We start from the raw sequence: 25,723 nt of genomic DNA, 5'->3' as shown, positions 1-25,723 counted from the left end.
CTAGGTCGTTGCATAGAAGAGATTGGTGGGGATGGATTTGGCCTGTCGCGACATTCGCCGGGCCATGTGGGCGACCAACGCCACGGGGTAGTTCTCCCCAAGACTGATGCGGCAGCTGCGCTTCAGAATATCAAGCGTCTGCGCACAGAGCTCCGGCGTGTACTCGATTTTCCGATCCGTCCAGTGAAACGGGTTCATCGCCGGATGGCCGGTGCGCTGCTGCAGGATCGGTTGCCAGTTGGTATAGACATGGCGGCTGGAATCGAAGAGCCGGTAGACGCCGCGCTTGTTTTCCTCGGCAAACCTCTTTGCCTCTTCCGAGGTTTCGAAGATGACGTGAAGCCCTGCCGCATTGCCGACATCGTTATGCGGCCCCACCATCAGCCGCGTGTTCTTGGCAAAGATTTCGCTCATCACGTCATAACGCTCGCGCATGCGGGCAATCATCGGATCGAGCTTCTTCAACTGCACGTTCAGCATCGCCCCCTGGATCTGGCTTGCCTTGAAATTCACGCCCAGCATGGGCGGCTCGTTGGCATTGTCCAGATGGCCGCGAAACATGGAGCCGATGTCGTGATACATGCGGGCGCGCGCAAACAGCCGTGCGTCGTTGGTGACGACCGCACCGCCCTCGCCGCAATTTATGTTCTTGAATTGATTGAAGCTGAACGCCCCGAAATCGCCGATCGCGCCGACCCTCTTGGTCTTGTAGCGCAGTCCGACGGCCTGGCAGGCATCTTCAATCACGACGAGATTATTCTCGCGGGCGATGCGCATGATGCTGTCCATGTCGCAGACCATGTTCGACATATGGACAGGAATGATTGCCCTCGTCCGTGGCGTGATCTTGCGCTGGATATCCTGCGGATCCATGGTGAGCGTATGGTCGACATCGACCAGAACGGGCACGGCACCGGCTGCCAGGGGCGCGGCAGCGGTTGCGATCCAGGTATAGGCCGGCACCAGCACTTCGTCGCCGGGCCCGACGCCGGCGGCCACCAGGGCCGAAATCAGGGCCCCAGTTCCGCTGCTCATCGTCAGCGCGTGCCGCACGCCGAACTTCGTACAGAAATCGGCTTCGAAACGCCCCAGTGGGCCACCGGTCTCGTCGCTGTATCGTGCCAGTTTTCCAGAAGCAAACACCGGCGCGAGCGCCAACCACTCCCGTAACCCAACCTTAGCCATAGTTTTCGCTCCCCAGGAAACGCGGCATTTGCAGGAGAGCCTAGCGTGTGATCGCCGCCTTTTCAGCATGGCTTTCCGACTGAAAAAGAACATCGCAACCGATCAAAACACCTATCCGAAATCGGTAGATGTCATCCCCGCCTATGCCAATCGAACAGTTATCCGAGCGCTCGCGATACTGGTAAAAATGGGAAAAGCGGATGGAAAACGACCATGATGAGCCGCGACTTGAGCTCTGTGCCGCATGGCATTGAAATATATGCGGATATCGCCATCATCGGCGGCGGGCCGGCCGGTATTGCGATCGCACGCGAACTTGCCGATACGCAGATCCGTGTCCTCGTCATCGAAAGCGGCGGCCACGATTACGAGGCCGAAGTGCAGGCGTTGAACGCCGTCGAAAACATTGGGCAGCCTTTCGGTTCGGCGAAGGACACGCCCGAGGGTCGAGGCTATAACGGCAACCTGGCGTGGCTGAACGACATTCCGGCATTCGAGCTGCGAAATCGCATGCTTGGCGGCAGCAGCCATACCTGGATCGGCAAATGTGCCGCCTTCGATGAAATCGACTTCACCAGCCGGCCCTGGCTGCCGCTTTCCGGCTGGCCGATCGAGCATCGCGAACTGCTGTCGGCGGTCGACCGCGCCGGGGAACTGCTCAATCTCGGGCCCAATCTTTATGATGAAAGCCTGTTTGCCCTGTTGCACTCGCGCCCTGACGATCTCGGTCTGGACACACAGCTGCTGCGGCCCTTCTTCTGGCAGTTCAGTCATATGCGCCATCCGCGCGCCGAGCCGATGCGGTTCAATCGGCTTGCCCTCGACATCAGAGCAACGAACATAGATTTTCTGATGCATGCCACGGTGGTCCAGATCAATCTCGACAGCCCGGGCCGGCGGGTGACCTCGCTGGATCTCAAAAGTCCGACCGGCCGGAGCGCAAGCGTGCGCGCCGATACGGTCATTCTTTGCGGCGGCGGCATCGAGAACGCACGCCTCCTGCTTGCATCGAACTCCGCCCAGCCTGCGGGCATAGGCAATGCTCACGGCGTCGTCGGGCGCTATCTCTGCGATCATCCCCGTACGTCGCTGTGTCGCTTCACAGGGCGCGATATTGACGCCATTGCTCGGCACTTCAATTTCTACGGCCTTGGCCACGGCGGCCGGACGCATTTCTATCTCAGGGGCCTGTCCCTGAGCCCGGAAATGCAGGCGCGAGAAGGTCTCACCAATTGCGCGGCCTATCCCGTCCAGGTTCACGCCGACGACGATCCCTGGGCAGCGCTTAAACGTTTGACGAAGGGAGCGAGCAAGACATTGAAGCGCGATCTGCTGACGGTTGCGAAATCGACCGATATGATCGCCTCCGGGCTCTATAATCGCCTTATCCGTAAGCGCGGACTTCCGCATCGCTCGACCGAATTGCGGTTCGATGTCATGGTGGAACAGCAGCTTGATTCCGAAAGCCGCATCACGCTTGCGGACCAGAGCGATCCGTTCGGCCAGCCGCTGGCGCGCATCGACTGGAAGATCGGCATGCGCGAGATCGACAGCGTCAAACGGCTTGCACTGACAATCTCCGATGAATTCACCCGCGTCGGCCTGCCGAAACCACGGCTGCCGGATTGGATCATTGCCGGCGACAATGCCGGCACCCAGTTCATGGACATGGCTCATCCGTCTTGCACGACCCGCATGGGAACCGATCCCAGAACAAGCGTCGTCGACACCGATGCCATGGTTCATGGCATCGATGGTTTGTTCATTGCCGGCAGTTCCGTATTTCCGACACCCGGCCACGCCAATCCGACATTAATGCTGCTTGCCTTGGCGATCCGGCTCGCCGACCATCTCAAGCAGCGGCACGCTGACGCGCAATCTCGCAAGCCGCGCGTCAGCGAACTGGATCTCTCCCTCCTTCAAGGCTACCCAAGCCGAAAATAAAAACCGGCGCTTTCGCTGCGTCCGAACTCGGGATGCGTGTCGATTGCATGCGACAGGGAGGGAATGGACCAGCGATCGACCTGCCTGTATCCGAGCCTTGTAATGTCCGCGATGAATTCGGCCTCGTTGCGCATGTGGTAGGGGACGTATGACCCGCCGATCCGTTCAAGCGTCACGACGGTGCTGTCTTTGCGGAGCGCGACTTTATTGAGGATCAGGTTATCTGGTAGGGAAGGCATTTTCATCAGGAGAGCCGAGAGCGGCATATCGAGATATTGCATGAGCCCCGATCCGAGGAACAGCGGCATCTCGCCTGCATCCTCGATCCGCTCGACAAAGCCGAGACCGGTCAGGCCCTCCTTTTGAGCTAGATCCTGTCCGGCATGAACGATGGCGGGGAGATCATAGACGACCCAGCGAAACGGGCCGTTCAGCGGCAGCAACGGGCGAAAGGCGCGATATTTCGTTCCCATATGACCGCCTGCATCGACGAGACCGCCGATCTCGGGCAGCAGGCTGCGAATCCAGAACAGCACCGGATAATCCCAGGGCGTCACCTGGCACATTTTGGCAAAGGAAACGGTTGCGATCTCCTCGTGATCATAACCGGCCAATCTTCGCCTGCGGGCGGCGGCCATGGCGGCGTCATAAGAGCCGTAGGCGCCGGTAAATCGTCGAGGAAAGGGAGAAAGATAGTTCAGCCGTCCTTTGACGAGCCTGAGGGGCGAAAGCCCCTGGGCGGCGGTTTGCCTCGCTCCCCGGAAGACCGTACGCGCATGGTTAGACCACGATGAACCAGACCACAACGACGTCGCCATCATTCCCCTCCTTGTCCGTGCCAACCGGTCGCCGCCATTATCGCCTGACCGACAAAATAGAGGCCGTGCCTCCGAACATCTTTTCCAGAACGAACAGCGTGCAGGCATAGATCGCGCTGCCCGCGGCCACCTGCAGCAGCACGGTCAATATCCGCCGCATGCTGAGCGTCTCGGCAAAATAACCGAGCGCATAGACCGCCGTCGCCATCAGGGCGATCGCGACCACGACATAGCCGCTCTTGCGCAAGACCTTTCCCCAGCCAAGGCCGCCATAGGTCTTCTGCAGATGCATCGAGGTCAGAAAGGAGATCAGCGATGCGGCGCATTGGCCCCATGCCGCAGCCGTGACGCCGAAGGGCGCCAGAAGCAGGATCAGCGAGACGGAAACCAATGCGTTGAGCAGCAAGGTCGCGGGCATGCGCCTGATATTGCCCGACAAGGACAGGAGAGCCTCGGTCACATAGCCCGGCGTCAGCAGAACCTGCTTCATGGAGAGGATTGCCACGAGAACGGCGGCAGGCGCCCATTTGTCGCCGAGCACGATCTCGATCAGATTGGACGAAATCAGCGAGAGGCCGAGATAGATCGGGGTGGAAATTGCCATGAGAACCATCATGAAAACCGTCGCCGCGGCGCCGGCGTCACGAACAGGCCTTCCGTCCGAACTCATCACCATTGCCGACCGGCGAAACAGCGTCCAGGCAAGCATCCGCGCCGGCTCACCGATGAGCTCGGAAAATGCCGCGATGATGCGCTCCGCCACACGGTAGTAGCCCGCCTCCGCAAGCCCGAGAAAGCTGCCGATCGCCAATGTTCCGGAATAGGAGCGCAGAAAGAAGATCAGCCGGTTCGACAGGATGTGGCGCGAGAATTCGAGAACCTCGCGCGCAAGAGGCCAGGTGAGATATAGTCTGGGGAACCAGCCGAGCACGGCCACGGAAGCGCCAAGGCAGACCAGCTGCGACACGAGCCGGCCGGCCACGAGCGAAAACACGTTCCACCCCAGCCATAGTCCCAGCATGGTGCAGCAAAGCCCGGCAATCTCGCTCGCCATCCGGATGACGGCCTGCCGGCGCAGGAGACCTCGGGCGACCAGCAGCCCGTCATAGACGGCATAAAGCGACGACGGTAGGAACCAGCAGCTAAAGAGAGCCAGAAGCAGCGCTTCGTGCGGCCCCCGAAAGACGAGCCATGCAACGGCCGCCGCCGCCAGGCCGACGATCGTTACGAGCATGCCGGCAATGATCGAAATCGTGCCGACCTGGTCGAGCTCCCGCGCACTGCACTCGGCCTTCATGACGAACTCGCCCCATCCGCCCTCCGCAACCACGACCAGCATGATCACGATGGCGGAGCTGAAGGCATAGAGGCCGAATTCGGTCGATTCCAGCATGCGAGCGGCAACGAGGAATATCAGGAGCTGAACGACTTGCGCGACGATCTTCGAAACGAGCGTCGATGCTCCGTCACCGACCACCGACGGCAAGCGGGAGCGGAGCCAGTGCCGCAGGCCAGCCCAGCCAACGCTCTTGCGGCGAGGCAAGAAACTATCCATCAGCGCACCATCTCTACGACCGGACACGGGGTAAAACTCGCTTTTTCGCCAGTTAATGGAGAAATTTTCGCGAAATATAGCAAGAAGTTGCACAGTCTCATCCAGTTTTGCACCAGAGAAAGTGTGTAGTGTTCCCATTCAGGACATGATTCCGTGCGATGAAGCGCTGCCTGTAAGCGGGGAAAGCCGGAACTATACGATTTTATTTCACGAAGACTTCTGCCCTGACCCCCAGCGTCGGATCGAAATTCTCGGCAATAGAAGAGGAGCTTGCCGGCAAACATCATGAAACACCACGCAGAGCCCCTTATGAAAGACGATAACCATGATCGCATCGCCCCAGGACAGCCGGGCAGATCGAGACAGAAATACCTCCTTCGGTGGATGCTGATAGTCTTCTGCCTCGTCGTATGGGTTGCTGTAGCTGCGTTCTTCATTTGGTGAGACGTTCTTTTTCATTGCGCGCGAGCAGGACGACGCCGGCGGTTTTGACGAGAATGACAAAGTCGGTACGCATTGAACGGCTGTGGAAATAATCCACGTCGAATTGAACGCGCTGTTCGTAGGTGGTGTCGGTGCGGCGATTGACTTGCCAGAGGCCGGTGATGCCGGGCCGCAGACCCAGATAACAATAGAGATCGGATCCGTAGCGCTCGAGCTCCGAGGCGACGACGGGGCGAGGCCCGACCAGGCTCATGTCGCCGCGCTGAACGTTCAGCAACTGAGGCAGTTCGTCGGCGCTGCTCATGCGTAGATATTTTCCAAACCAATGAACGCGCGGATCATTCATCAGCTTCTGCGTCGACAGCCATTCCAGCCTTCGCTTCTCGTCGCGGGCCAGGAGCTCTGCCAGCTGCCGGTCGGCATCCTTGCGCATCGTGCGGAACTTCAGGCATTCGAACGGCCGGCCGTCGCGGCCGATGCGTGTGTGGCGATAGATGATGGGACGGCCGTCGACCAGAAGCAGTATGATCGCGATCAAAAGCAGCGCCGGCGCCAGAAACAGCAATCCTGCTCCCGAAAGAAGAATGTCGGCAATGCGTTTGGAGCGGCCCAGCCGTTCCGCCCGCTTCACGTCGCGGCGAGTTCTCTCACCGTGGGCAACGCCGTCAACTGTCGATAACATGGCTCGGACCCCTCACCACCCATAGGCTTCTTTCAGAGGCTGCCAGCTGCCCTCATCATTGACAATTGACCCTGCGGGCATTGGGCTAGTCCCATTGGCGTAGGGGGAGAACGCACATCTAACCACAAGCGTCAGCTCGTCTCATCGATCAGCCGACCCGCGACCGGAATATCAGTGTCCATGGCAATCTCCGGGCGCATCCTGACTGTATTTGCTCGTTTCAGCACGCCGTCATACAGCGTCAGCAAAGCCTCGAGCCACGAAGCCGGCGTGTGAGCCAGGTCGCCTGACCGGCGGATGCAATTCACACTCATCAAACGGAGTAGCATATCGTCGCCGGCAAGCCTGCGTATGCCGCTTGCGAGCGTTTCCACCTTGCCGCTCTGAAAAGTGAGGCCGCAGCCAAGCGTTGCAAGTTCTTCGCCGAGAAGCGCGGCGTCTGGTAGAATCACGGGTATGCCGCTTGTCACCGCCTCGAGCGCCGCCAGGCCGAAGGGTTCGGGCACCCGCGACGAAACGACGATCGCGCGCGCCTCCTCGAGAATGACGCGCATCTCGTCCTTGGATTTCCAGCCATGAATGACGACCTCCGGAAAATCCTTTTCCAGGCGCGCTCGGCCGGCGCCATCACCTATGATATGCAGTTTGACGTCGGCAAGCCGTGCCGCGATCGCCGCGTCTTCAAATCCCTTTTCCGGCTCAAGCCGGCCGACAAAGAAGAAATCGCGCTTTTTCCATGGATCCGTCGGTCGCCTGAGGAAGGGTTCGACCGGATTGCGGATCGTTTCTATGTTGCTCGTCTGCACCTGCCCCCGCTCAAAATACTCGCGCATGCGCTGATGGACGACCACGATGTTGGCGGCAACCTGCCGGACGGGATAATAATGCTCCCGCACCAGATGGCGCGCGGATCGCCATAGCTTCTCGTGATAGCCGCGCTTGTCGCAGTTTGTCGTCAGACATGCGATCGACATCGGCGCCAGAGGACAGACCTGGTTTTTGCGGTAATTGGCGAAGCCTCCATTCGGACAGGAGAGAAAATAGTCGTGGGCGTGCAGGACGACGCGCTCGCGGACAGGCCATAGGGCGCGAAAGATCGAAGGCGACAGGATCTTCGACCAGCCATGGAGGTGATAGATCGTCCCTTCGGTGTCGATGCGCGAAATGAGATCGTTCAGCGAGGCATGGGCTTGGCGGCTGTAAAGACCGCTGGCGAATGCGCTGAGACGCGTCTGCTGCATCAACGGCTGCGCCGCCAGATTGATGGTTTCCGCTGCCGGCGGATCGGAGCCGGCGGCATCGCCGGCAAAATAGGTTACCGCAACCCCCGCACGCTGCAGCAAATCGGCCGAAAGAACCGCAAGATTGGACGCTCCGCCCACTCGGACGGAGCGATCGTTGATGACGACGACGCGATCGAGATCGAACGGACGTACCACCGGATTATTCCAATGCTTCGATATTCTGTGGCGCCAGCCTGCCCTTGAGCAGATCGTGGAAGGCGATGACATTGCCCTTCAGCCGCCCCTTGCGATCGACCCAGGGCTCCGGCCGCCAGACCTTGACGAGATTGGCGGCAAGATTGCGCCCGATCTGCGCTGCCGCCTGCGGCACGCTCATGGTCCGCTTGCGCATGAGATAAAGCGGGTTGGCGATCTGCGAATAGCCGAGACGGACGCCGCCCGCGCGGCCACCTTTCGTGCCAAGATGAACACCTTCCAGCTGCCTGGCGCTGACAACCTGGCCATAATGGGCAACCAGCCTGCTGAAATCGACATCCTCAAGCCAGCCATAGAAAGGCAGGTTCTCGTCGAAACGCAGCGCGGCGGCTCTGACGATCGCCATGCGGATTGCCATGTTGCAGCCATAGGCATTGTAGATCGGCCGAATTTGCATGACGGGCTCGGATCGCCGCCGCCGCTGGCCATCGACTAAACGTAAGCCATCGCGAACAGAGATGCCCGGCCCGGTGATTCCGTCCGCCAGGATCTTGCCGCTGCACATGGCAACATCAGGCTGGAGCTGGAACAGCCGTTCCGCCTCCTCGACATAGGTCGAGGTCATCAGAAAATCATCGTCGAGGAAGAGAACGACATCGGCATCCTGCACATTGTCGAGGATCTTGTTGCGCTGACGGCAGAGGCCGCGTTCGGAAATCAGAACCTGGACCGGAATGTCGAGGTTTCGAAGGCAGCTTGGATCGATATCCTCCGGCGAGGACAGGCAGACGACGATCTCATCCGGCTTGCGCGTCTGATTGGCGATATGCGGGAGAATGGACGACAGGATATCGCGGCGACCCGCGCTTGCAATGCCGACAGTGATCTTCAAGGGACGGCTCGTCGCGTGACCCGTGAGGCGCCTTGCGGACGCACGCACCTGACGCCCCTCCAACCTGCGGCGCCATAGGGGTGTCGGCTGGCGATGACGCTTCTCATAGCTGCGGTTGGCGATGATGCCGAGGATATTGATCGCCGACGTGCCAAAGCTTGCAAGCGCATCCGACAACCGTTCGACGGTCATCTTATTCGTCTGGCCGACGACCACGACGATACCTTCGAGATAGCTGCAGATGACGCGGGTATCGGCGGAATCCTCGAAAGCCGACATATCGACGATGACGACCTTGTATCGTCGCCGCAGCAGATCGATCTCCGCCTTCAACGCCGGCAGATGTCCATAACGCTGAAAGGCCGCGACGGATTTTTCGGTCTCGTCGACGGTCACGACCGGAACCCCGCAATGGCCCTGCGCGATTTCCGTCTCGGGCTCATGATCGGCCTTCGCGACACGCAGGCCGCCCTCCTGGGCAACAGCATAGCGGCGCGGCACGTCGTTGACGCTCAGCGCCTCCATGCCGAATTCCGCGCCGGACTCGGCCACGACACAGCTCAGTCTTGCATTGAGGAAGTCGGCATCGACCAACACGACGGATACCCCCTCATGCTGGTAGAGTTGGGCGAGATTGGTCGCGATCGTGGTCTTGCCTTCGCCGGTGCCGACCGAGGTGATGCCAATCACCATCGGCGCGTTCTGCGGGAAGGCGGAGTCGATCGAATGCTTGACGCCGCGTAGCGCCTCGGAAAATTGCGAATAGGGCGTATCGAGCACGGATCTCAGCGGTAGCATCGTTCGTCGCCATGTGGCATTGGTCGCCACCATGCTTCCGGGCAGGAACGACGGGCTCACATAGACGGGAACATGGCCGAGGGAGCTGATCCCCAATTCGCGCCGCAGTTTCTCGCTGGAACTGACGCGCCGGTCCAGACCGTCCCGCAAAAGCGCCGCCATGACGCCAGCCGCAAGACCGAGCATGGCGGTAAAGGGCAACACGAAGGAGGATTTCGGCCAGGACTTGGAAAGCGGCACGGCGGCGGCCGCCACGACACGAACATTGCCGAGCGGAAAGGATTCCTTCTGCAGCGCGCCGATCAGCTGCTGCAATATGCTTTCGTACATCCGGCGATAGGTGGTGGCCCGGCTTTCCATCTCCGACAGTTCCACTCGCGCCAGATTCTTGTCGGTGCCGGCATCCTTCAGTGAGGTCAACTCGTTGCTCAGAAGCCTTTCACGGGTCTTGGCGACATCCAGATTTGACCTGTAGACCGCCTGGATGCGATCGAACTCCTTACGCATGTCACCTTTTACCCGATCGATTTCCTGCTGGGCGGCAATGATGGCGGGATTGTCGGCATCATACCGGCTTTTCAGGTTGTTGAGCTTGGTCGTTGCGACGCCGAGATCCTCCTGCAGCTTCTGTATGCGCGAGTTATTCATCGTCTCGTCGACGTCACCCTCGATCTTGCTGCCCGCCATAAGCTGGTTGAGGGTTTCAAGCTTGGCCGATTCAGCCGCGGTCTGCGCTCTGGCTGCTACGGCCTGACTGCTGATCTCGGACAGCTGCTGCTGATCGAGCGATGACGAGTTGCTGATTTCCATGATGCCGTTCTTGGCGCGAAACTCCTCGACGCTCATGGACGCTTCGCGCGCTTGCCTGCCGACTTCGATCAGGCGTGTCTCCAGCCATCTGGCGCCGCTCTGCGCGGCGGAAGCGCGTTCGGACAGGCCAGTGCTGATATAGGCTTCCGCAATGGCATTTGCCGCCTGCGCCGCCTTTTTGGGGTCGACCGAGCTGTACCCGATCTCGAGAATATAGGACTGGCCGACGCGATTGACGGAAACCCGGGAAAGGAACGATGCCATGGTCCGCCGCATCACGTCGTCGTCGCTGGCCTCGGTCTTTGCGCCGTCGTCACCGTGCCTGAAATAATTGACGATTGCGCGCATCTTGTCGCGCAGGGCCGCCTGCCAAGACATGCCGCCTATGATTTCCGGGTCTTCGGTGAGGTTGAGTTTCTGGACGACGGCGCGCGCGGTCGCCTCCGATTTGACGATCTCGACCTGGCTTGCGATTTCGGCGGCCTCAATGATGACCGTGCCGGTGAATGCATCCTGCGAGGCGATGCGCCCCTGCTCCGGATCCATGACGAGGCGCGTGGTCGCCAGATAGACCGGCTTGGTTGTCACCATGTAGAGGACGCCGATGCCAAGGCCGGCCGCGGTGAACAAGGCAAAAAGCAGCCAGTGGCGCTGTACGAAACGCCAGACGTCACGAAACGAAATATATTCGCCGTCCCCCATGCTCTTGCTGTCCGACGGCGTGCTGCGCAAGCCTTTACCGATCTCGTGAACTGCCATGACTATCGCCCCCTTGGCTCACTTATTCTTACTGGGATTGGCCGGTATCGGCCGACGAGAGCGTCGTGCCGTCCAGGCTTCCGGAAATGTTGTAGCGGACATCGAGAACATCCCCCGGCTGCAGCTCGGTCGCCTCCGATGCCTTGATGGCATCGGCCTCGTTGCCGTTTCGGGTGATCCAGTATTCAAGCGGCTGGAGATCGAGCGCCTTCATGCTCTGGCTGCGCGAGAGCGAGGCGCCGGAAATCTGCAACAGCTGCAGGGTCGTGTTTCGCTTGAGTTTCGTATCCTCCATTTCCGTCTCGGCGATCTGGAGCTGTTGTCCGGCTTCCGTCTTGCGCTGGCCTTTGAGATTGAGTGCATCGCGCTCGGTCTCGCTCAGCTTCTGTTTTGCCTGCATCGATGCAACGACGAGGTCCAGCTTGCCGGCCTGCATCTCGGCAACGATCCGTTCCAGCGAGGTCTTACGGGACGTCGTCAGGATCTTGTTGTCGACCAACTTGGAGATATCGCTCAATTCATCCTGCGCGATCTTAACCTGCTCGTCCTGCGACGACATCTTCTCATCGAGAATGTTGATTTCATTGCGCAACAGCACTTCCAGATCCGCGGCGGAGGCAAGTTGCTGGCGCAGTGCCTCGGCCTTGGCATTGAACAGATCGAGCTCGCTCATCATGATCTGCCAGACCGCCGACCCTTGGGGCGCGGCCTTGATCTCCGGCGGAAATGTGATTGCCGGCTGATCGTTGAGTTCCGCCAACAGGCGCGCGCGCCGGGCTCCAAGCTGTTTCAGCTGCAGCTCCATGCGGCTGATTTCCCCCGCATAGCTGATCTGCTGCGCCTCGGAGTAATCCCCCGTCTGGCTTGAGCGGCGCTCGCGCCCCCCGGCCATGGCAATCGCCTGCCTGACGGTCAGGCCCGGCCTGAATTCCAGCTCGCTCCGCTTCTCCACCGCGCCGGACACGTAAACCATCGGATATTTGACGATCTCGACCGAAGCCGTGGGTGCCACCGCCAAGCCGGTGATCTGCTTCAGCCTTTCGCCGATAGCGGCGCTGATGTCGTCCACCGTCTTGTCGCCGACCTGCATCTGCCCGATCATCGGAATCGAGATCGAGCCCGCTTGCGACACGACATATTCACCGTTCAGCGCCGTCCATTCCTTATATTCGCCGGTCCCGGCGATCCATTCAACGATGGCGATCTTGATCCGGGCCTGGGGTCCGACGCGGTACACCTCGCTTGCCGCGGCAATATCGGCGGTATGGAAAACGCCCGCGCCGGAAAGCATCAGTGCCAGCAGCCAAGGCGCCATGAGCCGAGGTGGTCTGGAGATGGAATGGTAAGGCAAAGCTGAAACTCTAAACATGAGCCGAAATCCCGCTTTCGTGTCGCTTGCGCCGTCAAGCAACGAGGGCGCCATGCAACGAGATCAGCAGTCGAACGCATAGCGTGTAAATCCCCTACCGAAGCAACAGGGCTTATCATTTCTGACAGGGAGGGAGACGTTCCTACAGTTTCTTAGTCGGGCGGGTATATCCTTGTGTGCAGGCTTCGATCCTCGGCTAAATCTTTTGGTTACTCCCTTCGACCATTTGGATGCCGTGGTGAACCGATGTGGGCCCTGTCGCAAAAGTTGCCGTCTGACAATGTTGTTTCGACCCATGGAGGGAAGAGCAATGCGGGTAGCGATCGTGCATTACTGGCTCGTGTCGATGCGAGGTGGAGAGAAAGTCGTCGAGGCGCTCTGCGACATGTATCCGGACGCCGACATCTTCACTCTCGTCTATGATGAAAGCCGTGTCTCGGAGAAGATCCGCAAACACAAGATCGTCACATCGTTCCTGCAGCGGATCCCGGGGGCGGTCAGGGGCTATCAATCGTTTCTGCCGCTCATGCCCTTCGCGCTGGAGAGTTTCGATCTCTCGGAATACGACCTGATCATCTCCAGTGAATCAGGCCCGGCCAAGGGCATCATTCCGCCGCCGCAGGCAACGCATGTCTGCTATTGTCATTCCCCCATGCGCTATCTCTGGGATCACTACCATTTCTACCGATCTCACGCGGGGTTCGCATCACGGCTGATGCTGCCGATGCTTGCGCCGCTTCTGCGCTCCTGGGACGTCAATACCAGCCTGCGCGTCGATCGTTTCGTCGCCAACTCGCATCATGTCTGCGATCGCATCAGCAAATATTATCGGCGCCCCGCGACCGTGCTCTATCCGCCGGTCAATGTCGATGACTTCGCGCCGGCGACCTCGATCGAGGACTTCTATCTCTGCGCCGGCCAGCTGGTCCCCTATAAGCGGATCGATCTCGCCGTGCAGGCGTTCACCCGGATGAACCGCAAGCTGGTGGTTATCGGCGAAGGCAAGCAGATGGACGAATTGAAGCGCATTGCCGGTCCCTCCATCACGTTCCTCGGCCGAACCCCGTTTGCGGTGCTGAAGGAGAAGCTGGCGCGGTGCCGCGCCCTGATCTTTCCCGGCGAGGAGGATTTCGGCATCGTTCCGGTCGAAGCCATGGCAAGCGGTAGGCCGGTCATCGCCTATGGAAGCGGCGGCGCGCTTGAGACGGTCGTGCCGGGCGTGAGCGGCGTTCTATTCAACACGCAGTCTGTCGATGCGCTGATCGAGGCCGTGATCGATTTCGAGGCGACGGAGCACCGCTTTCGCTCCGAAGCGCTGCGGGCACATGCGGAACAATTCAGCCTTCATAAGTTCACGACAGGCATGCGGGCGATCATCAATGAGGAGCTGATGATCCGCAAGGCCGTCAGGCTTCGCAATCCCCAGGTCGTCGCGGCCGTTCAACGCGGGCTTGAAGCACAATTGCCGGCCCTTGCCGCAAAGCCGCACAGCACGACCCTGCAATAGATCATGCAGAACCATCACCCATGATCGCCGCCGGGACAGACATGTTCCCGGCGCGCCGGTTTTTCCGCCTGCTCACCTCCCCACTGTGACCTTCAATGCACTCATCGTGCGAAGCGCGAAACCGTCGGTTAACCATCTAAAACCTACCGTTCGCGCCGAGGCTTCCGAAAATGCACTGATTCCATGTCTGCCTTCGGCAGGACGGGACAAGGCCAAAAAGGATTCGACGATGACCGACGATGCAGCCCAGATGACGCTCTCCCTCGAAATGCAGGCCCTGGAGAGCCATTACTGCGAATATCCTGGCTGCCTGAAGCGGGGCAACCTTGGCTACGATGTCGGCGATGGAGAAAACTAGTTTTTCTTTCATGAGCACAGATGGAGAGACTATCGCCGCGGCGGAGCACGGCGATCGTTCTTCGATGAAGAAGCGGCGGGAATCGAAGCCATCATGGTGGAGCCGCGAAGCATTGCTTCGTAAGGACGCAGGTCGCGTCCCGCTTCAATTTTTCGGCGGGGTCACGCTCTCCCGCAGGATCAGCCTGCTGCGGATTGTGACGCGCAAGTCCTGCTCCTTCTCCGCCTGTCCGATGGCGTCAAGCAGACGGGCGACGGCGGCCTGGCCCATCTCCTCGAACGGCTGTTCGATCGTCGAGAGCGGCGGGAAGCAGAATTCGCAGACCGGCGCGCCGTCGAAGGAGAGCACCGACAGATCGTCGGGAATGCGCAAGCCCGTCTGCCGTATGCGGCTGATGAAGGAGATCGCCATATCATCGCTGGTGGCGATCACCGCCGTCGGCCGATCCTTCAACAGGACGAAATCGGCGGCAGCCTGGACGCCGATTTCGAAGCCCTTCTGGTAATCGAGATTGCCTCCGGACCGCGACAGCGCTTCCTTCGAAATCCCGGCGTCGCGCAGGGCTTCCAGGGCGCCGCCATAGCGCTCGACATCGTGATAATTGTCCCGCGGACCGGCGATGTAGAAAAAGCGCCTGTGACCCATCCTGATCAGCTCCGTCACCGCGTCCCGCACCGCCTCGCGATCATTGGTCACGACACTCGGCACGCCGGCATCGCTCATGTCGAGCAGCATGGAGACGATTGGCAGGCCGGCATTGGCCATAGACCGGCCGTCGATCTCCGGCAGCTTCGACGACAGGATGATGGCGCCGCGAATGGTGCCGCCGAAGGCGAGATTGAGAATATGCCGTTCCGACTCCGGGTCGCGGCCGAGATTGGCGATCATCAGGTTGTAGCCGCTCTGCAGCAGAGCCTTGTTGATGCTTTGCAGGACCTGCGGGATGACCTGGGAGACGCCGTAATAGAGCGATCCTGGAAGGATGATCATGATGGTGTTGGACTTGCCGACCCTCAGGCCGCGAGCCATGGCGTTCGGCGTGTAGTCCAGCTGCTTGGCGGCCGCATCGATCTTGGCGCGCGTTTTCTCATTGACACGTCCGGGATTGGCAAGGGCACGGCTGACCGTGGAGATGGCGACCCCTGCGAGCCTCGCGACATCGGCCATCAACGGTCCGGAATGCTCCTCAACGGGCATATCCTTGTTATCTTTCACTTTTTTGTTTCCTTCCCGGTGCCTGACGCGGCGGATGCTATGGCAATTCCCTCCGTTTAGCAAACGTTTGCCAAAAATCGCTTGCATATGGAAATGACTGGTCTACACTCGATAAATGGCAAACGATTGCCAAAATATAGTGCATTGAAATCATTATGGATTATTCGGTGTGGGATGCGTCCCACAGGCGATGATCCCCACCTTTGGGAACGGACAGCATCATGAGCTCGACCGAACGGCTTCGCTTTGGCGTGGATCTCGTCACCTTCTTCCATCCCGGCTTCTGGGGCGTCGAGGATTACGACGGCATCATTGCCCTTTCTCGCAGCGAACCCCGCGCCTTCTGGGACAAGATCCTCGACGCCGTTCAGGCATCCGGCGTCACCGGTGTCGAGCTGACCTTCTCGCCTTTCAACTGGCAGGATGCGACGAAAACCTACGGTTCGGTCGAGGCCTTCGCGGCCGAGCTTTCTCGGCGCGGCCTGACACTGGCAAGCGGCTTCTTTGCCGAACTCGAGGCGGCTGGCGATTTCACCGAAGCCTCAGCACAGGCGGCCATCATCGACAAGGCGGAGAAATACGCCGCGTTTCTCAAGGCCTGCGGCAGTGACATCATGGTCATCGGCGCGCCGTTGCGCCAAACACCGGGTGCCGAGCCTGTCCGGTTCTTCGATTTCGAGCAGGCCCGCAAGATTGCCGACTTCCTCAATCGCCTCGGCGCCATCCTCTACGCTAAGGGCGTGCGCCTTGCGCTGCACACGGAGGCGCATTCGATCTTTGCCGCCTCGCGCGATGTCGATCTATTAATGCTGCTGACGGATCCCGCCTATGTCCATATGTGCCCGGACACGGCCCATATCATCGTTGCCGGTTCCGACCCACTCCAGGTCGTCGACCGCCACCACGAGCGGGTCATCATCGCCCATTGGAAGGATGCGCTCGGCCCGATGCCGGCCGATACGCCGATCGACAAGCATATTCATGATCGTCACCGTCCCTATTTCTGCGGCTTCGGGCTCGGCCGTGTCGACTGGCCGGGCTGGATCAGGCTGCTGCGCGACCGCGGCTATCAAGGCTGGGCGATTCTCGAGCTGGATGCCGCGCCCGATCCCGTCGGCGACATCGCCAACGGCCTGACCCTTGTGCGGCAGGCATTGCTACCGATCTATCGCTGATTTCATAACCTGAAAAACCAATGGCTCCGCAAAGAGGGCCTTCTTGAAGAGGTGGAACAATGAAGAATACGATGAGATTACTCATGATGGGGGCAGCCCTTGCGGCTGCCTCCGCGCCTGCCCATGCCGAGGACAAGGCAAAGGCCGAAGTCATGACCTCCTGGACGTCAGGCGGCGAAGCAGCCGCCCTCGATGTCATCAAGCAGGAGTTCGAAAAGCGCGGCGGCGTCTGGAAGGATTCGTCCATTGCCGGCTTCGGCGCTGCCGACGCCGCATTCCAGAACCGGCTGGTCGCCGGCGATCCACCGGCCGCCAAGCAGGCGGTGATCGGTCTTGCCAATGCGGATTTCGTCGCTCAGGGGCTCATGAGCCCGATCGACGACATCGCGAAGGCCGGCAAATGGGCCGACGTGCTGCCGAAATCGATCCATGACCTCATCACCTATAATGGCCAGGTCTATCTTTCTCCCACGGGCGCCCATGGCGAGAGCTGGGTCTTCTATTCCAAGGATACCTTCGCAAAGGCCGGCGTGAGCGAAGAGCCCAAAAGCTGGGACGAATTCTTCGCGGCACTCGACAAGCTCAAGGCCGCCGGCGTGCAGCCGGTCGCCTGGGGCGGCCAGTCCTGGCAGGAATCCAAGGTCTTCAACATGATCCTGCTGACGCAGGTCGGTATCGACGGCTTCCTCAAGATCTATGTCGACAAGGACAAGGGCGATACGTCCGTTGCGGGCGTGAAGAAGACGCTCGATATTCTCGGCAAGCTGCGCGGCTATGTCGATGAAGGCGCGCCCGGGCGGAACTGGAACGATGCCACCGCGATGGTCATCACCGGCAAGGCGGGCGCCCAGTTCATGGGCGACTGGGCCAAGGGCGAATTCGTTGCGGCCGGCAAAAAGCTCGGCAAGGATTACGGCTGCATGCTCGCTCCCCAATCCTCCGGCATGGTCTATGTCGCCGACGCCTTCTCCTTCCCGAAGATCGCCGATGCGGCATCGCAAAAGGGACAGGCGCTGCTCGCCGAAGTCGCCATGGATCCGGCCGTGCAGGTCGAATTCTCGCTCAAGAAGGGCTCCGTGCCGATGCGCACCGATGTCGACAAGTCGAAGCTCGATATGTGCGCGCAGAAGGGCCTGGAGCTGATGAGCGCCGGCAAGATCGTTCCGGATCAAGCGCTGATCCTCTCGCCGCAACAGGCGGGCGCGCTCAACGACTTCGTCGACGAGTTCTGGAGCAACGCATCGGAAGACAGCGCCTCGGGTGCCGAGAAGTTTTTCGCGATCTTCGAATAACGCTTTCGTTTCGGCCGGTCGACGGCGTGATCGTCGATCGGCTCATTCCGTTCTTTGAGAGGGTTTGCTCATGCAAGCCAAGCGCAGACGTTCCCTGGCTGCGACCTTTGCACTCCTGCCGACATGGATCGCCGCAATTTTCGTCTATATCGGCACCATGATCTGGTCGGTCCGGCTGTCCTTCACGGATTCGACGATCTTCCCGTCGTCGAATTATGTCGGCTTTGCCCAATATACCAGGCTGTTTAAAAATTCGCGCTGGCTGGCATCGCTGGAGAATGTGCTGATCTTCGGCGTGCTCTATGTCGCGGGATGCCTGGCTCTCGGCTTCGTGCTGGCAGCGGCCCTTGACCGCAAAGTCCGCTTCGAAAGCGTATTCCGCACCATATTCCTCTACCCCTATGCCATGTCCTTCGTGGTCACGGGCCTCATCTGGCAATGGATGCTGAACCCGACGCTCGGCATTCAGGCGACCGTACGGGCGCTCGGCTGGCAGGGCTTCGTCTTCGATTGGATCGTCAATCGCGACATGGCGATCTACACCGTGGTCTTCGCCGGCGTCTGGCAGGGCGCCGGTCTCGTCATGGTCATCGTACTCTCCGGCATGCGCGGCATCGGCGAGGAGCAATGGAAGGCAGCCCAGATCGACGGCATACCCGTCTGGCGCATTTACCTTTCGATCATCCTGCCGCAATTGGGGCCGGCGCTGGCAGCATCGGGCATGCTGCTCTCCATGGGCGTGATCAAGACCTACGATCTGATCGTGGCGCAGACCGGCGGCGGCCCCGGCTATTCGACCGAAGTGCCGGCGAAATTCATCATGGACAATCTGTTCGAACGTCAGAACCTCGGGCTCGCCAGCGCCGGCGCCACCGTGCTGGTACTCTCCGTCGTCATGGCCGTCGCCCCGTTCCGCTATGCGCTGGCCATGCGCGCCAGAAGAAGGGGAGCGCATTGATGACCGCTCATCCTCGCGGGCCCAAGCCATCCAGGCTGAGCGGCGGCCAGATCGGGCTCTACGCCTTCCTGATCCTGTCGGCGCTGTTCTTCCTGCTGCCTCTCTACACCATGCTAGTAACGTCGCTGAAGTCGATGGAGGAAATCCGCCAGGGCCATATCTTCGCCCTGCCCGCCACCATCGATTTCGACGCGTGGAAGACCGCCTGGTCGGGAGCTTGCATGGGCACGCAATGCCTCGGCGTGCGGATCGGCTTCTGGAATTCGGTCAAGATCACCGTGCCCGCCGTCGTCATTTCCGTCTTCATCGGGGCGATCAACGGCTATGCATTGTCGCTCTGGCGACCGAAGGGCTCGAACCTTCTGTTCGGGCTGCTGATGGCCGGCGGCCTGATCCCCTATCAGATCTTCCTCTACCCGCTGGTGCGGCTGCTCGCCAATCTGAGCCTCTACAATTCGGTCGCCGGCGTCGTCCTGGTGCACGTCATCTTTGGCCTGCCGCTGGTCACGCTGCTGTTCCGCAACTATTTCGTCGCCATTCCCGAAGAGCTCTGCAAGGCAGCCCGCGTCGACGGGGCCGGCTTCTGGCGCATCTTTCTCGAGATCATGCTGCCGATGTCGGTGCCGATGGTAGTCGTCGCCTCCATCTTCCAGTTCACTGGCATCTGGAACGATTTCCTGATTGGGCTGGTCTTTGCCGGCCGCGACAACCTGCCGATGACGGTCCAGCTCAACAACATCGTCAATACCACCATGGGCGAACGCGCCTACAATGTGAACATGGCCGCCACTATCCTGACCGCCGTCGTTCCGCTCGCCATCTATTTCTTCTCCGGCCGCTGGTTCCTGCGCGGTGTCGCAGCCGGCGCCGTCAAAGGGTAATGCCATGCAGCCAGCCGTATCGGTCAAAGACCTCAAGATCGCCTATGGCGACCATACCGTCATCGAGAAACTCTCCATCGACATCGCCCCGCGCGAGTTTCTCGTGCTTCTCGGACCCTCCGGCTGTGGGAAATCGACGCTTCTGAATGCCATCGCCGGATTGCAGGACATCCGCGACGGCGAGATATGGATCTCGGGAAAGAACGTGACCTGGGAGGAGCCGAAAGACCGCGGCATCGGCATGGTTTTCCAATCCTATGCGCTTTACCCCCGCATGACGGTGCGCAAAAACCTGTCCTTCGGCCTGCGCGTCGCCGGCCTGCCCAAGCCGGAGATCGAGGCGCGTATCGCCCGCACAGCATCCCTGCTGCATCTGGAAAATCTGCTCGATCGCCGACCCTCGGAATTGTCTGGCGGACAGCGCCAGCGCGTCGCGATCGGCCGGGCGCTGGTTCGCGAGGTGGATGTCTTCCTGTTCGATGAACCGCTCTCCAATCTCGATGCCAAGCTTCGCAACGAGCTGCGCGTCGAGATCAAGAAGCTGCATCAGAGCCTCGGCAATACGATGATCTATGTGACCCATGATCAGGTCGAGGCGCTGACCCTTGCCGACCGCATCGCCATCATGAGGGATGGCGTGATCCAGCAGCTTGCAAGCCCCTCGGAAATCTATCACCGGCCCGCCAATCTCTTCGTCGCCGGCTTCATCGGCGCACCGGCGATGAACTTCATCAAGGGCGAGATCGCGATCAAGGCTGCTGCCCCGGTCTTCGAGAGCGGCAGCCTGACCATCGATCTGATTGACTATCCCTTTTTGGCGCCCATCAAACCGAGTCCCGTGACACTGGGCATCCGGCCGGAACATATCGCTTCGGAAGGAGGAATGGGGTCCCTCCCGACCATCGCAGGCATCGTCTCCGTGGTCGAGCCGATGGGCGCCGACACCATTGTCTGGTTCGACTGGGCCGAACAAAGCCTCTCCTATCGCATCATGGGCGACGCGGTGCTCCAGCCCGGTGCGGCAATCGCACCCAGCATCGATATCGCCAAGGCCTCCTTCTTCGACGCCGACGGCGTCCGTCTCTGAAATATACGGAAAATATCTATGTCTCAGACTGTTTATGACGCGCTGGTCATCGGCTCCGGCGCCGCCGGCTCCTTTGCCGCCAGGGAATTGACCGCCCAGGGGCTTTCCGTGCTTTTGCTCGAAGCCGGTCCGGCTGTCAGCCAGAGGGATTTCGATCCAGCGCGCAAGAGGCTGCCGACCAGCAGCATCAACATCTGGGAGCGTGCACGCGCGACGCTGAAGGGACAGCCCATTCAGGCGCGTGCGGCCTTCTTTACCGAGCGCTTCAGCCATTTCTTCGTCAATGACCGGAAAAATCCCTACACGACCCCGAAGGATGCGCCATTCCTGTGGATCCGCGGCCGGCAGGGCGGCGGCCGCCTGCATAGTTTCGGCCGCGTGCTGCTGCGCTGGACGGACGACGACTTCAAGATCCAGTCGCGAACCGGCAAGGGCGTGGATTGGCCGGTCGGCTATGACGATCTCGTGCCTTACTACGAGGAGGTCGAAACCTCTCTCGGCCTCTACGGCAATCCCGATGGCGTGGAGACGCTGCCAGATGGCATCTATGCCCATCCGGCCAAGCTGACGCCGGCCGAACAGGTCTTCAAGAACGAAGTGGAGGGCCGCTGGCCAGAGCGGCATGTCGTGTCCTGGCGCTATATCGCACCGGACGCCGAACGCACGCCGAAACCCCTCAGAGAGGCGCTTGCGACCGGACGGCTAACCATCCGTCACGATGCCATTGTCCGCCGCGTCGTAACGGACGAGCAAGGGGTTCGCGCCACGGGCGCAGAATTCATCGATCGTGTTACCGGCAAGGTCGAGACCGCGCGCGCTAGCCTCGTCGTGCTGTCGGCGTCGCCGATCGAAAGCGTGCGGCTGCTTCTGAATTCGGCATCTGCCAAGCATCCAGAGGGGTTGGGTAACAGTTCCGGTGCGCTCGGGCGTTATTTCATGGATCAGCTGCCCTGCCTTGCCTTCGGCTCCTTCTCCAAGGCGAAGGGATGGGCAGTGGACGATTCCGCGCCTATCGATCCGTTCTATAACCCCTCCGGCGGCATCTTCGTGCCGCGTTTTGGAACCGGCGATGCCAGACGCGGGGATTTCGACTATCAGGGCAGCATCGGCCGGGCACCCACGCCGGATCACGAACCGGCGCGACTGGCATTCTTCGGCTTCGGCCGCATGCTGCCCCATGCGGATAACCGCATAAGCCTCAATGCGCGGCGAAAGGACGCCTGGGGGATTCCCGTGCCGCATATTCGCTGCGTCATGGGCGAGGAGGAACACACGCTTCTCCGCCGGCAGGAGGAGGTACTGATCGAGATGGTGCGCGGCGTCGGCGGAGACCTGGAGTTCATCGGCTCTCCCACCGGCCTCAGGGAAATGGGGCGCGGCGCCTTCCCGGACGCCGATCCGTTCAGCCGCTTCATGTTCCGCAAATGGTTCCGCAAGACCATGTGCATGGGCGCGGCAATTCACGAGACGGGCGGCGCGCGGATGGGGGATGACCCCAGCAATTCCGTGCTCAACCCCTATAACCAGCTCTGGGACCTACCCAACGTCATCGTCACGGATGCCAGTGCATTTCCCGGCAGTGGCATCGCGGGCACGACCCTCACCGTCATGGCCTTGACGATTCGCGCATGCCGAAATCTCATCGGCCAGCACTAGGAAAATAACGGGAGCCGCAACCGCCTTGCGCTGACTTGAACCACTCTCAGATGATCGGAACCTCGGGGCAAAGCCTTTCACATTGCTGCTTTCGCAACCTCTTCGACGAATGCGAGAAAGGCCCTGACCTTCGCAGGCGGCAGATGGCGGGAAGGATGGTAGGCGTAGAGCGGATAGTGCTCGTCCGACCAATCGGAAAGGATGGGCACGAGTTCGCCCCGCGCAAGGAACGGCGCAAGGCCGATCGACAGGCTCTGAAAGATTCCCTGTCCCGCGACGCAGGCGGAGATCGCGACTGACGGATCGTCCAGCATAAGGCGGCTCGAGATTTTAAGCTCGATGCTCTCGCCCCGGCGTTGAAACTCCCATGGGAATGGCAAGCCGCTTTGGGGATCGCGAAAGAGAAGCGCTTCATGATGCGCAAGATCATGTGGCGAGCGCGGTTCGCCGTATCGCTTGAGATAGGATGGGGCAGCGACTGTCACCACCCGGCTTTCCAAAAGCTTGCGGGCAATGAAGGAAGACGCGTCCGGAGGGCCGAAGCGCACCGCCACATCGATCCCGGTCATCATCTCCTCACGGTAGTTGCTGGTGGAAAGATCGAGCGATAGCTGCGGATGACGAGCCAGGAATTGCTGCAGCTCGGAGGCAAGAACGGTTCGCGCGAACCATGGGTCGACCGAAACGCGCAATCGTCCCCGCACGGCAGACGCCGCCCCCGAGACCTCGGCGGCCGCCTCTTCCAGGCCGGTGAGGAGCGGAATTACCTGCGAATGAAACCGGCGACCTTCCTCGGTGAGGCTGACTTGCCGAGGATTTCGGTCAAACAGCCGCACGCCGACCCGTGCTTCCAACCGTGCTATCGCCCGGCTGACACCCGACGGGGTTAGCCCCAACATTTCGGCCGCCCGGGCAAAGTTTCCCGCTTCGATGACAGCGGCCATGACGCCAACACCGGTCAAAAGACGCGCATCGAACATATTGGATCTCCGTTGCCATGGGACATAGCACTCCCATAGCCAAATAGTGATTTTCAGTCATCCCAATATTGATATTAATGCGCGTGAATCACTGCTCTCTCAGGCTTACAAGCGAGACGTATCCAGCGCAGCCGGCCTCCCCCCGAGCACGGCTCCTTGCGAAGCCCGTCTGAGCTTGCGCGCTGTCGACCAAAGCGAGTCCTTGGAGAACTATCATGTACGCAATTACAGGAATCACCGGAAAGGTAGGCGGCGCGCTGGCGCGAGAACTCATCGCCAATCAGCAGCCGGTCCGCGCCATCCTTCGAAATGAAGCAAAGGCGGCGGAATGGCTGGAACGTGGCTGCGACATCGCCCTGGCCGAGATGGACGACGAGAAGAGCCTCGCCGCGGCCTTCAGTGGGGCCGACGGCGTTTTCATTCTGCCACCGTCGGAATTCGATCCCGAGCCGGGCTTTCCCGAGGCCAGGCGCATGATCGAAGCTATAAGCACCGCGCTGTCCCAGGCCCGCCCCGGCAAGGTCGTATGTCTATCGACCATCGGAGCGGATGCACCATATGAAAATCTGCTAAGCCAGCGCACATTGATGGAGCAGGCATTGAGCGATCTCGATCTTCCGCTCACCTTCCTGCGGCCCGGCTGGTTCGTCGAAAACGCCTTGTGGGATGTGCCCTCCGCGCGGGACGAAGGCATTTTAAGTAGCTTCCTTCAACCCGCTGACAAGGCATTTCCGATGGTCGCGACGCGGGACGTCGGAAAATGTGCCGCGGCCCTGCTGACTGAGAACTGGAGTGGCACCCGGATTGTCGAGCTCGAAGGACCGGTTCGGGTATCGCCGAATGATCTGGCCCGCGCCTTCGCCACAGCGCTCGGACGTCCTGTTCGTGTCGAGATCGTCTCACGTGAGAGCTGGGAAGAAATCTTTCGGGCTGAGGGTGCGCGAAATCCCCTCCCGCGTATCCGCATGCTGGATGGTTTCAACGAGGGTTGGATCGAATTTCGCGACGAGGGCCGATCGGCCATGAAGGGGACAACGCCATTCGAAACCGTTATCCGTGAACTCGTTCGAGGGAGCCGCATCGAAGAGCAGAGCTAATATAAACGAGACGCTTCGGAGCGCATCTGGTCTTTCTACAAACATCGAAACTCCCGCCACCGGCGGAGGTTTCTGCTAGCATTTCAAAGCGTTACAGCGTCCTTGACGCGTCTTAAAGGACGCGCGGCGCTGTAATCGAAAGCCGCTCGATCCCGGGCGCATTATACCTCGGATTTACCCGATCCATTTTTGCGCCCTTGCGAATGAAGTCGTTCACCGCCCAGGAAACGCCGATAGTTTGCAGATGCGCGGCGTTTTCTATTCCCATTTTGATCAAGATCGTCAGTCGCTCGGCTAAGATGTCGCAAGAGCGCTCGCTGTCATCGAACCATGGCTGTTTGGTGATACTGGTCAATACTTTTAGGAGTGTATCGGTCTGCTTCGGCGACAGACGGCCACTCATAACACGGCGAAAACGCTCCATTACGCACTCTCCAAACGCTATCGCCCATGTCGTTTCGCGAACGGCTGCATCTTCGAAGGGAATTTGCCTTATTGGCTTGGAGGCCCTTGGGCCACCTTCCTCCAATCGACGCTTGCCGATGGTCCACTCTCACATCGCGATCACCCTGCCTTCATGGCTTGGGACATTAGGCAGATCCCTACCCGGTTCCTACGTCCATTGTTGACGAGCGACGGGTACAACAAGCATCAGCATGGGCATTTGGACGCCTTTTGATGGTGCTGAGGAGCGAGCCGCTCGATCAAGTCAGTGTGCGTCCGACGACAATGAAAGGGGCATATTGATTGCCGCCGGACGCTGCACTCTTCGGCTCGCGGGTGGCATCCGGGCCGACAATTAGAATATTAGCATCAAGCGTA

General features: G+C 60.2%; 20 protein-coding genes. 10 read left to right on the top strand and 10 right to left on the bottom strand.

Translation table 11 applies throughout. The features are described from left to right. A complete protein-coding gene (locus ACPYOP_RS05675) occupies positions 1-1,185 on the bottom strand; it encodes a DegT/DnrJ/EryC1/StrS family aminotransferase (protein ID WP_481409417.1) in 1,185 nt (394 codons plus the stop codon). Positions 1,186-1,398: 213 nt separating this feature from the next. Here ACPYOP_RS05675 and ACPYOP_RS05670 point away from each other — a divergent pair, with 213 nt between their 5' ends. After that, positions 1,399-3,129, top strand: coding sequence for a GMC oxidoreductase (locus ACPYOP_RS05670; RefSeq protein ID WP_481409416.1), 1,731 nt, complete (start codon positions 1,399-1,401; stop codon positions 3,127-3,129). Here ACPYOP_RS05670 and ACPYOP_RS05665 read toward each other — a convergent pair. The 6 genes from ACPYOP_RS05665 to ACPYOP_RS05640 form a co-directional block, all read right to left on the bottom strand. Next, entirely contained in the window at positions 3,111-3,947 is an 837-nt protein-coding gene (locus tag ACPYOP_RS05665) for a methyltransferase, TIGR04325 family (RefSeq protein ID WP_481409415.1), read from the bottom strand. The genes ACPYOP_RS05670 and ACPYOP_RS05665 overlap by 19 nt on opposite strands. A gap of 37 nt (positions 3,948-3,984) precedes the next feature. Further along, positions 3,985-5,502, bottom strand: a complete 1,518-nt coding sequence (locus tag ACPYOP_RS05660) for an oligosaccharide flippase family protein (protein ID WP_481409414.1) — start codon at positions 5,500-5,502, stop codon at positions 3,985-3,987. Between the two features lie 433 nt (positions 5,503-5,935). Continuing rightward, positions 5,936-6,628, bottom strand: a complete 693-nt coding sequence (locus tag ACPYOP_RS05655) for a sugar transferase (protein WP_481409413.1) — start codon at positions 6,626-6,628, stop codon at positions 5,936-5,938. Between the two features lie 131 nt (positions 6,629-6,759). Further along, on the bottom strand, positions 6,760-8,067 hold the full coding sequence (locus ACPYOP_RS05650) for a glycosyltransferase family 4 protein (protein WP_481409412.1): 1,308 nt from the start codon (positions 8,065-8,067) through the stop codon (positions 6,760-6,762). A gap of 4 nt (positions 8,068-8,071) precedes the next feature. Next, positions 8,072-11,326: a nucleotide-binding protein gene (locus ACPYOP_RS05645; protein WP_481409411.1), complete on the bottom strand. Its 3,255-nt coding sequence runs from the start codon at positions 11,324-11,326 to the stop codon at positions 8,072-8,074. Between the two features lie 28 nt (positions 11,327-11,354). After that, a complete protein-coding gene (locus ACPYOP_RS05640; RefSeq protein ID WP_481409410.1) occupies positions 11,355-12,695 on the bottom strand; it encodes a polysaccharide biosynthesis/export family protein in 1,341 nt (446 codons plus the stop codon). Positions 12,696-13,005: 310 nt separating this feature from the next. On the opposite strand from ACPYOP_RS05640, the gene ACPYOP_RS05635 reads away from it, so the two are divergent. Beyond that, positions 13,006-14,202 carry a glycosyltransferase gene (locus ACPYOP_RS05635; protein ID WP_481409409.1) on the top strand — a complete coding sequence of 399 codons (1,197 nt, stop codon included), beginning with the start codon at positions 13,006-13,008 and terminating at the stop codon, positions 14,200-14,202. Between the two features lie 229 nt (positions 14,203-14,431). Next, positions 14,432-14,560: a hypothetical protein gene (locus ACPYOP_RS05630; RefSeq protein WP_481409408.1), complete on the top strand. Its 129-nt coding sequence runs from the start codon at positions 14,432-14,434 to the stop codon at positions 14,558-14,560. 144 nt (positions 14,561-14,704) lie between these two features. Here the strand turns inward: ACPYOP_RS05630 and ACPYOP_RS05625 are convergent, their stop codons facing one another. Continuing rightward, the gene (locus ACPYOP_RS05625; RefSeq protein WP_481409407.1) at positions 14,705-15,775 is read right to left on the bottom strand and encodes a LacI family DNA-binding transcriptional regulator; all 1,071 of its coding nucleotides are present in this window, start codon (positions 15,773-15,775) and stop codon (positions 14,705-14,707) included. A 221-nt stretch (positions 15,776-15,996) separates the two neighbouring features. On the opposite strand from ACPYOP_RS05625, the gene ACPYOP_RS05620 reads away from it, so the two are divergent. From ACPYOP_RS05620 to ACPYOP_RS05595, 6 genes are all read left to right on the top strand, one after another. Then, the gene (locus ACPYOP_RS05620; RefSeq protein ID WP_481409406.1) at positions 15,997-16,950 is read left to right on the top strand and encodes a sugar phosphate isomerase/epimerase family protein; all 954 of its coding nucleotides are present in this window, start codon (positions 15,997-15,999) and stop codon (positions 16,948-16,950) included. 59 nt (positions 16,951-17,009) lie between these two features. Further along, positions 17,010-18,242 carry an ABC transporter substrate-binding protein gene (locus ACPYOP_RS05615; protein ID WP_481409405.1) on the top strand — a complete coding sequence of 411 codons (1,233 nt, stop codon included), beginning with the start codon at positions 17,010-17,012 and terminating at the stop codon, positions 18,240-18,242. Positions 18,243-18,312: 70 nt separating this feature from the next. Beyond that, on the top strand, positions 18,313-19,200 hold the full coding sequence (locus ACPYOP_RS05610) for a carbohydrate ABC transporter permease (RefSeq protein ID WP_481409404.1): 888 nt from the start codon (positions 18,313-18,315) through the stop codon (positions 19,198-19,200). Beyond that, positions 19,200-20,081 (top strand): carbohydrate ABC transporter permease, encoded by an 882-nt coding sequence (locus ACPYOP_RS05605; protein WP_481409403.1) that lies wholly within the window; start codon positions 19,200-19,202, stop codon positions 20,079-20,081. Before ACPYOP_RS05610 ends, ACPYOP_RS05605 begins: the two co-directional genes overlap by 1 nt. A gap of 4 nt (positions 20,082-20,085) precedes the next feature. Then, on the top strand, positions 20,086-21,168 hold the full coding sequence (locus ACPYOP_RS05600; RefSeq protein WP_481409402.1) for an ABC transporter ATP-binding protein: 1,083 nt from the start codon (positions 20,086-20,088) through the stop codon (positions 21,166-21,168). Positions 21,169-21,186: 18 nt separating this feature from the next. After that, positions 21,187-22,824: a GMC oxidoreductase gene (locus tag ACPYOP_RS05595; RefSeq protein WP_481409401.1), complete on the top strand. Its 1,638-nt coding sequence runs from the start codon at positions 21,187-21,189 to the stop codon at positions 22,822-22,824. A 77-nt stretch (positions 22,825-22,901) separates the two neighbouring features. Here ACPYOP_RS05595 and ACPYOP_RS05590 read toward each other — a convergent pair whose 3' ends face one another. Next, on the bottom strand, positions 22,902-23,804 hold the full coding sequence (locus ACPYOP_RS05590) for a LysR family transcriptional regulator (protein WP_481409400.1): 903 nt from the start codon (positions 23,802-23,804) through the stop codon (positions 22,902-22,904). Positions 23,805-24,019: 215 nt separating this feature from the next. On the opposite strand from ACPYOP_RS05590, the gene ACPYOP_RS05585 reads away from it, so the two are divergent. Further along, positions 24,020-24,901: an NmrA family NAD(P)-binding protein gene (locus ACPYOP_RS05585; RefSeq protein ID WP_481409399.1), complete on the top strand. Its 882-nt coding sequence runs from the start codon at positions 24,020-24,022 to the stop codon at positions 24,899-24,901. Positions 24,902-25,013: 112 nt separating this feature from the next. On the opposite strand, the gene ACPYOP_RS05580 is transcribed toward ACPYOP_RS05585, so the two are convergent. Further along, positions 25,014-25,325: a hypothetical protein gene (locus tag ACPYOP_RS05580; protein WP_481409398.1), complete on the bottom strand. Its 312-nt coding sequence runs from the start codon at positions 25,323-25,325 to the stop codon at positions 25,014-25,016. Positions 25,326-25,723: the final 398 nt, after the last annotated feature.

This window comes from Rhizobium sp. KNZ2-6A, assembly GCF_056755475.1.
This window is presented reverse-complemented; position numbering and strand designations above follow the sequence as displayed.

Excerpts from the sequence above, each read along its gene's own strand:
- ACPYOP_RS05675 (WP_481409417.1), bottom strand. The coding sequence starts at position 1,185 with ATGGCTAAGGTTGGGTTACGGGAGTGGTTGGCGCTCGCGCCGGTGTTT.
- ACPYOP_RS05670 (WP_481409416.1), top strand. The coding sequence starts at position 1,399 with ATGATGAGCCGCGACTTGAGCTCTGTGCCGCATGGCATTGAAATATAT.
- ACPYOP_RS05665 (WP_481409415.1), bottom strand. The coding sequence starts at position 3,947 with ATGGCGACGTCGTTGTGGTCTGGTTCATCGTGGTCTAACCATGCGCGT.
- ACPYOP_RS05660 (WP_481409414.1), bottom strand. The coding sequence starts at position 5,502 with ATGGATAGTTTCTTGCCTCGCCGCAAGAGCGTTGGCTGGGCTGGCCTG.
- ACPYOP_RS05655 (WP_481409413.1), bottom strand. The coding sequence starts at position 6,628 with ATGTTATCGACAGTTGACGGCGTTGCCCACGGTGAGAGAACTCGCCGC.
- ACPYOP_RS05645 (WP_481409411.1), bottom strand. The coding sequence starts at position 11,326 with ATGGCAGTTCACGAGATCGGTAAAGGCTTGCGCAGCACGCCGTCGGAC.
- ACPYOP_RS05640 (WP_481409410.1), bottom strand. The coding sequence starts at position 12,695 with ATGTTTAGAGTTTCAGCTTTGCCTTACCATTCCATCTCCAGACCACCT.
- ACPYOP_RS05635 (WP_481409409.1), top strand. The coding sequence starts at position 13,006 with ATGCGGGTAGCGATCGTGCATTACTGGCTCGTGTCGATGCGAGGTGGA.
- ACPYOP_RS05630 (WP_481409408.1), top strand. The coding sequence starts at position 14,432 with ATGACCGACGATGCAGCCCAGATGACGCTCTCCCTCGAAATGCAGGCC.
- ACPYOP_RS05620 (WP_481409406.1), top strand. The coding sequence starts at position 15,997 with ATGAGCTCGACCGAACGGCTTCGCTTTGGCGTGGATCTCGTCACCTTC.
- ACPYOP_RS05615 (WP_481409405.1), top strand. The coding sequence starts at position 17,010 with ATGAAGAATACGATGAGATTACTCATGATGGGGGCAGCCCTTGCGGCT.
- ACPYOP_RS05610 (WP_481409404.1), top strand. The coding sequence starts at position 18,313 with ATGCAAGCCAAGCGCAGACGTTCCCTGGCTGCGACCTTTGCACTCCTG.
- ACPYOP_RS05605 (WP_481409403.1), top strand. The coding sequence starts at position 19,200 with ATGACCGCTCATCCTCGCGGGCCCAAGCCATCCAGGCTGAGCGGCGGC.
- ACPYOP_RS05600 (WP_481409402.1), top strand. The coding sequence starts at position 20,086 with ATGCAGCCAGCCGTATCGGTCAAAGACCTCAAGATCGCCTATGGCGAC.
- ACPYOP_RS05595 (WP_481409401.1), top strand. The coding sequence starts at position 21,187 with ATGTCTCAGACTGTTTATGACGCGCTGGTCATCGGCTCCGGCGCCGCC.
- ACPYOP_RS05590 (WP_481409400.1), bottom strand. The coding sequence starts at position 23,804 with ATGTTCGATGCGCGTCTTTTGACCGGTGTTGGCGTCATGGCCGCTGTC.
- ACPYOP_RS05585 (WP_481409399.1), top strand. The coding sequence starts at position 24,020 with ATGTACGCAATTACAGGAATCACCGGAAAGGTAGGCGGCGCGCTGGCG.
- ACPYOP_RS05580 (WP_481409398.1), bottom strand. The coding sequence starts at position 25,325 with ATGGAGCGTTTTCGCCGTGTTATGAGTGGCCGTCTGTCGCCGAAGCAG.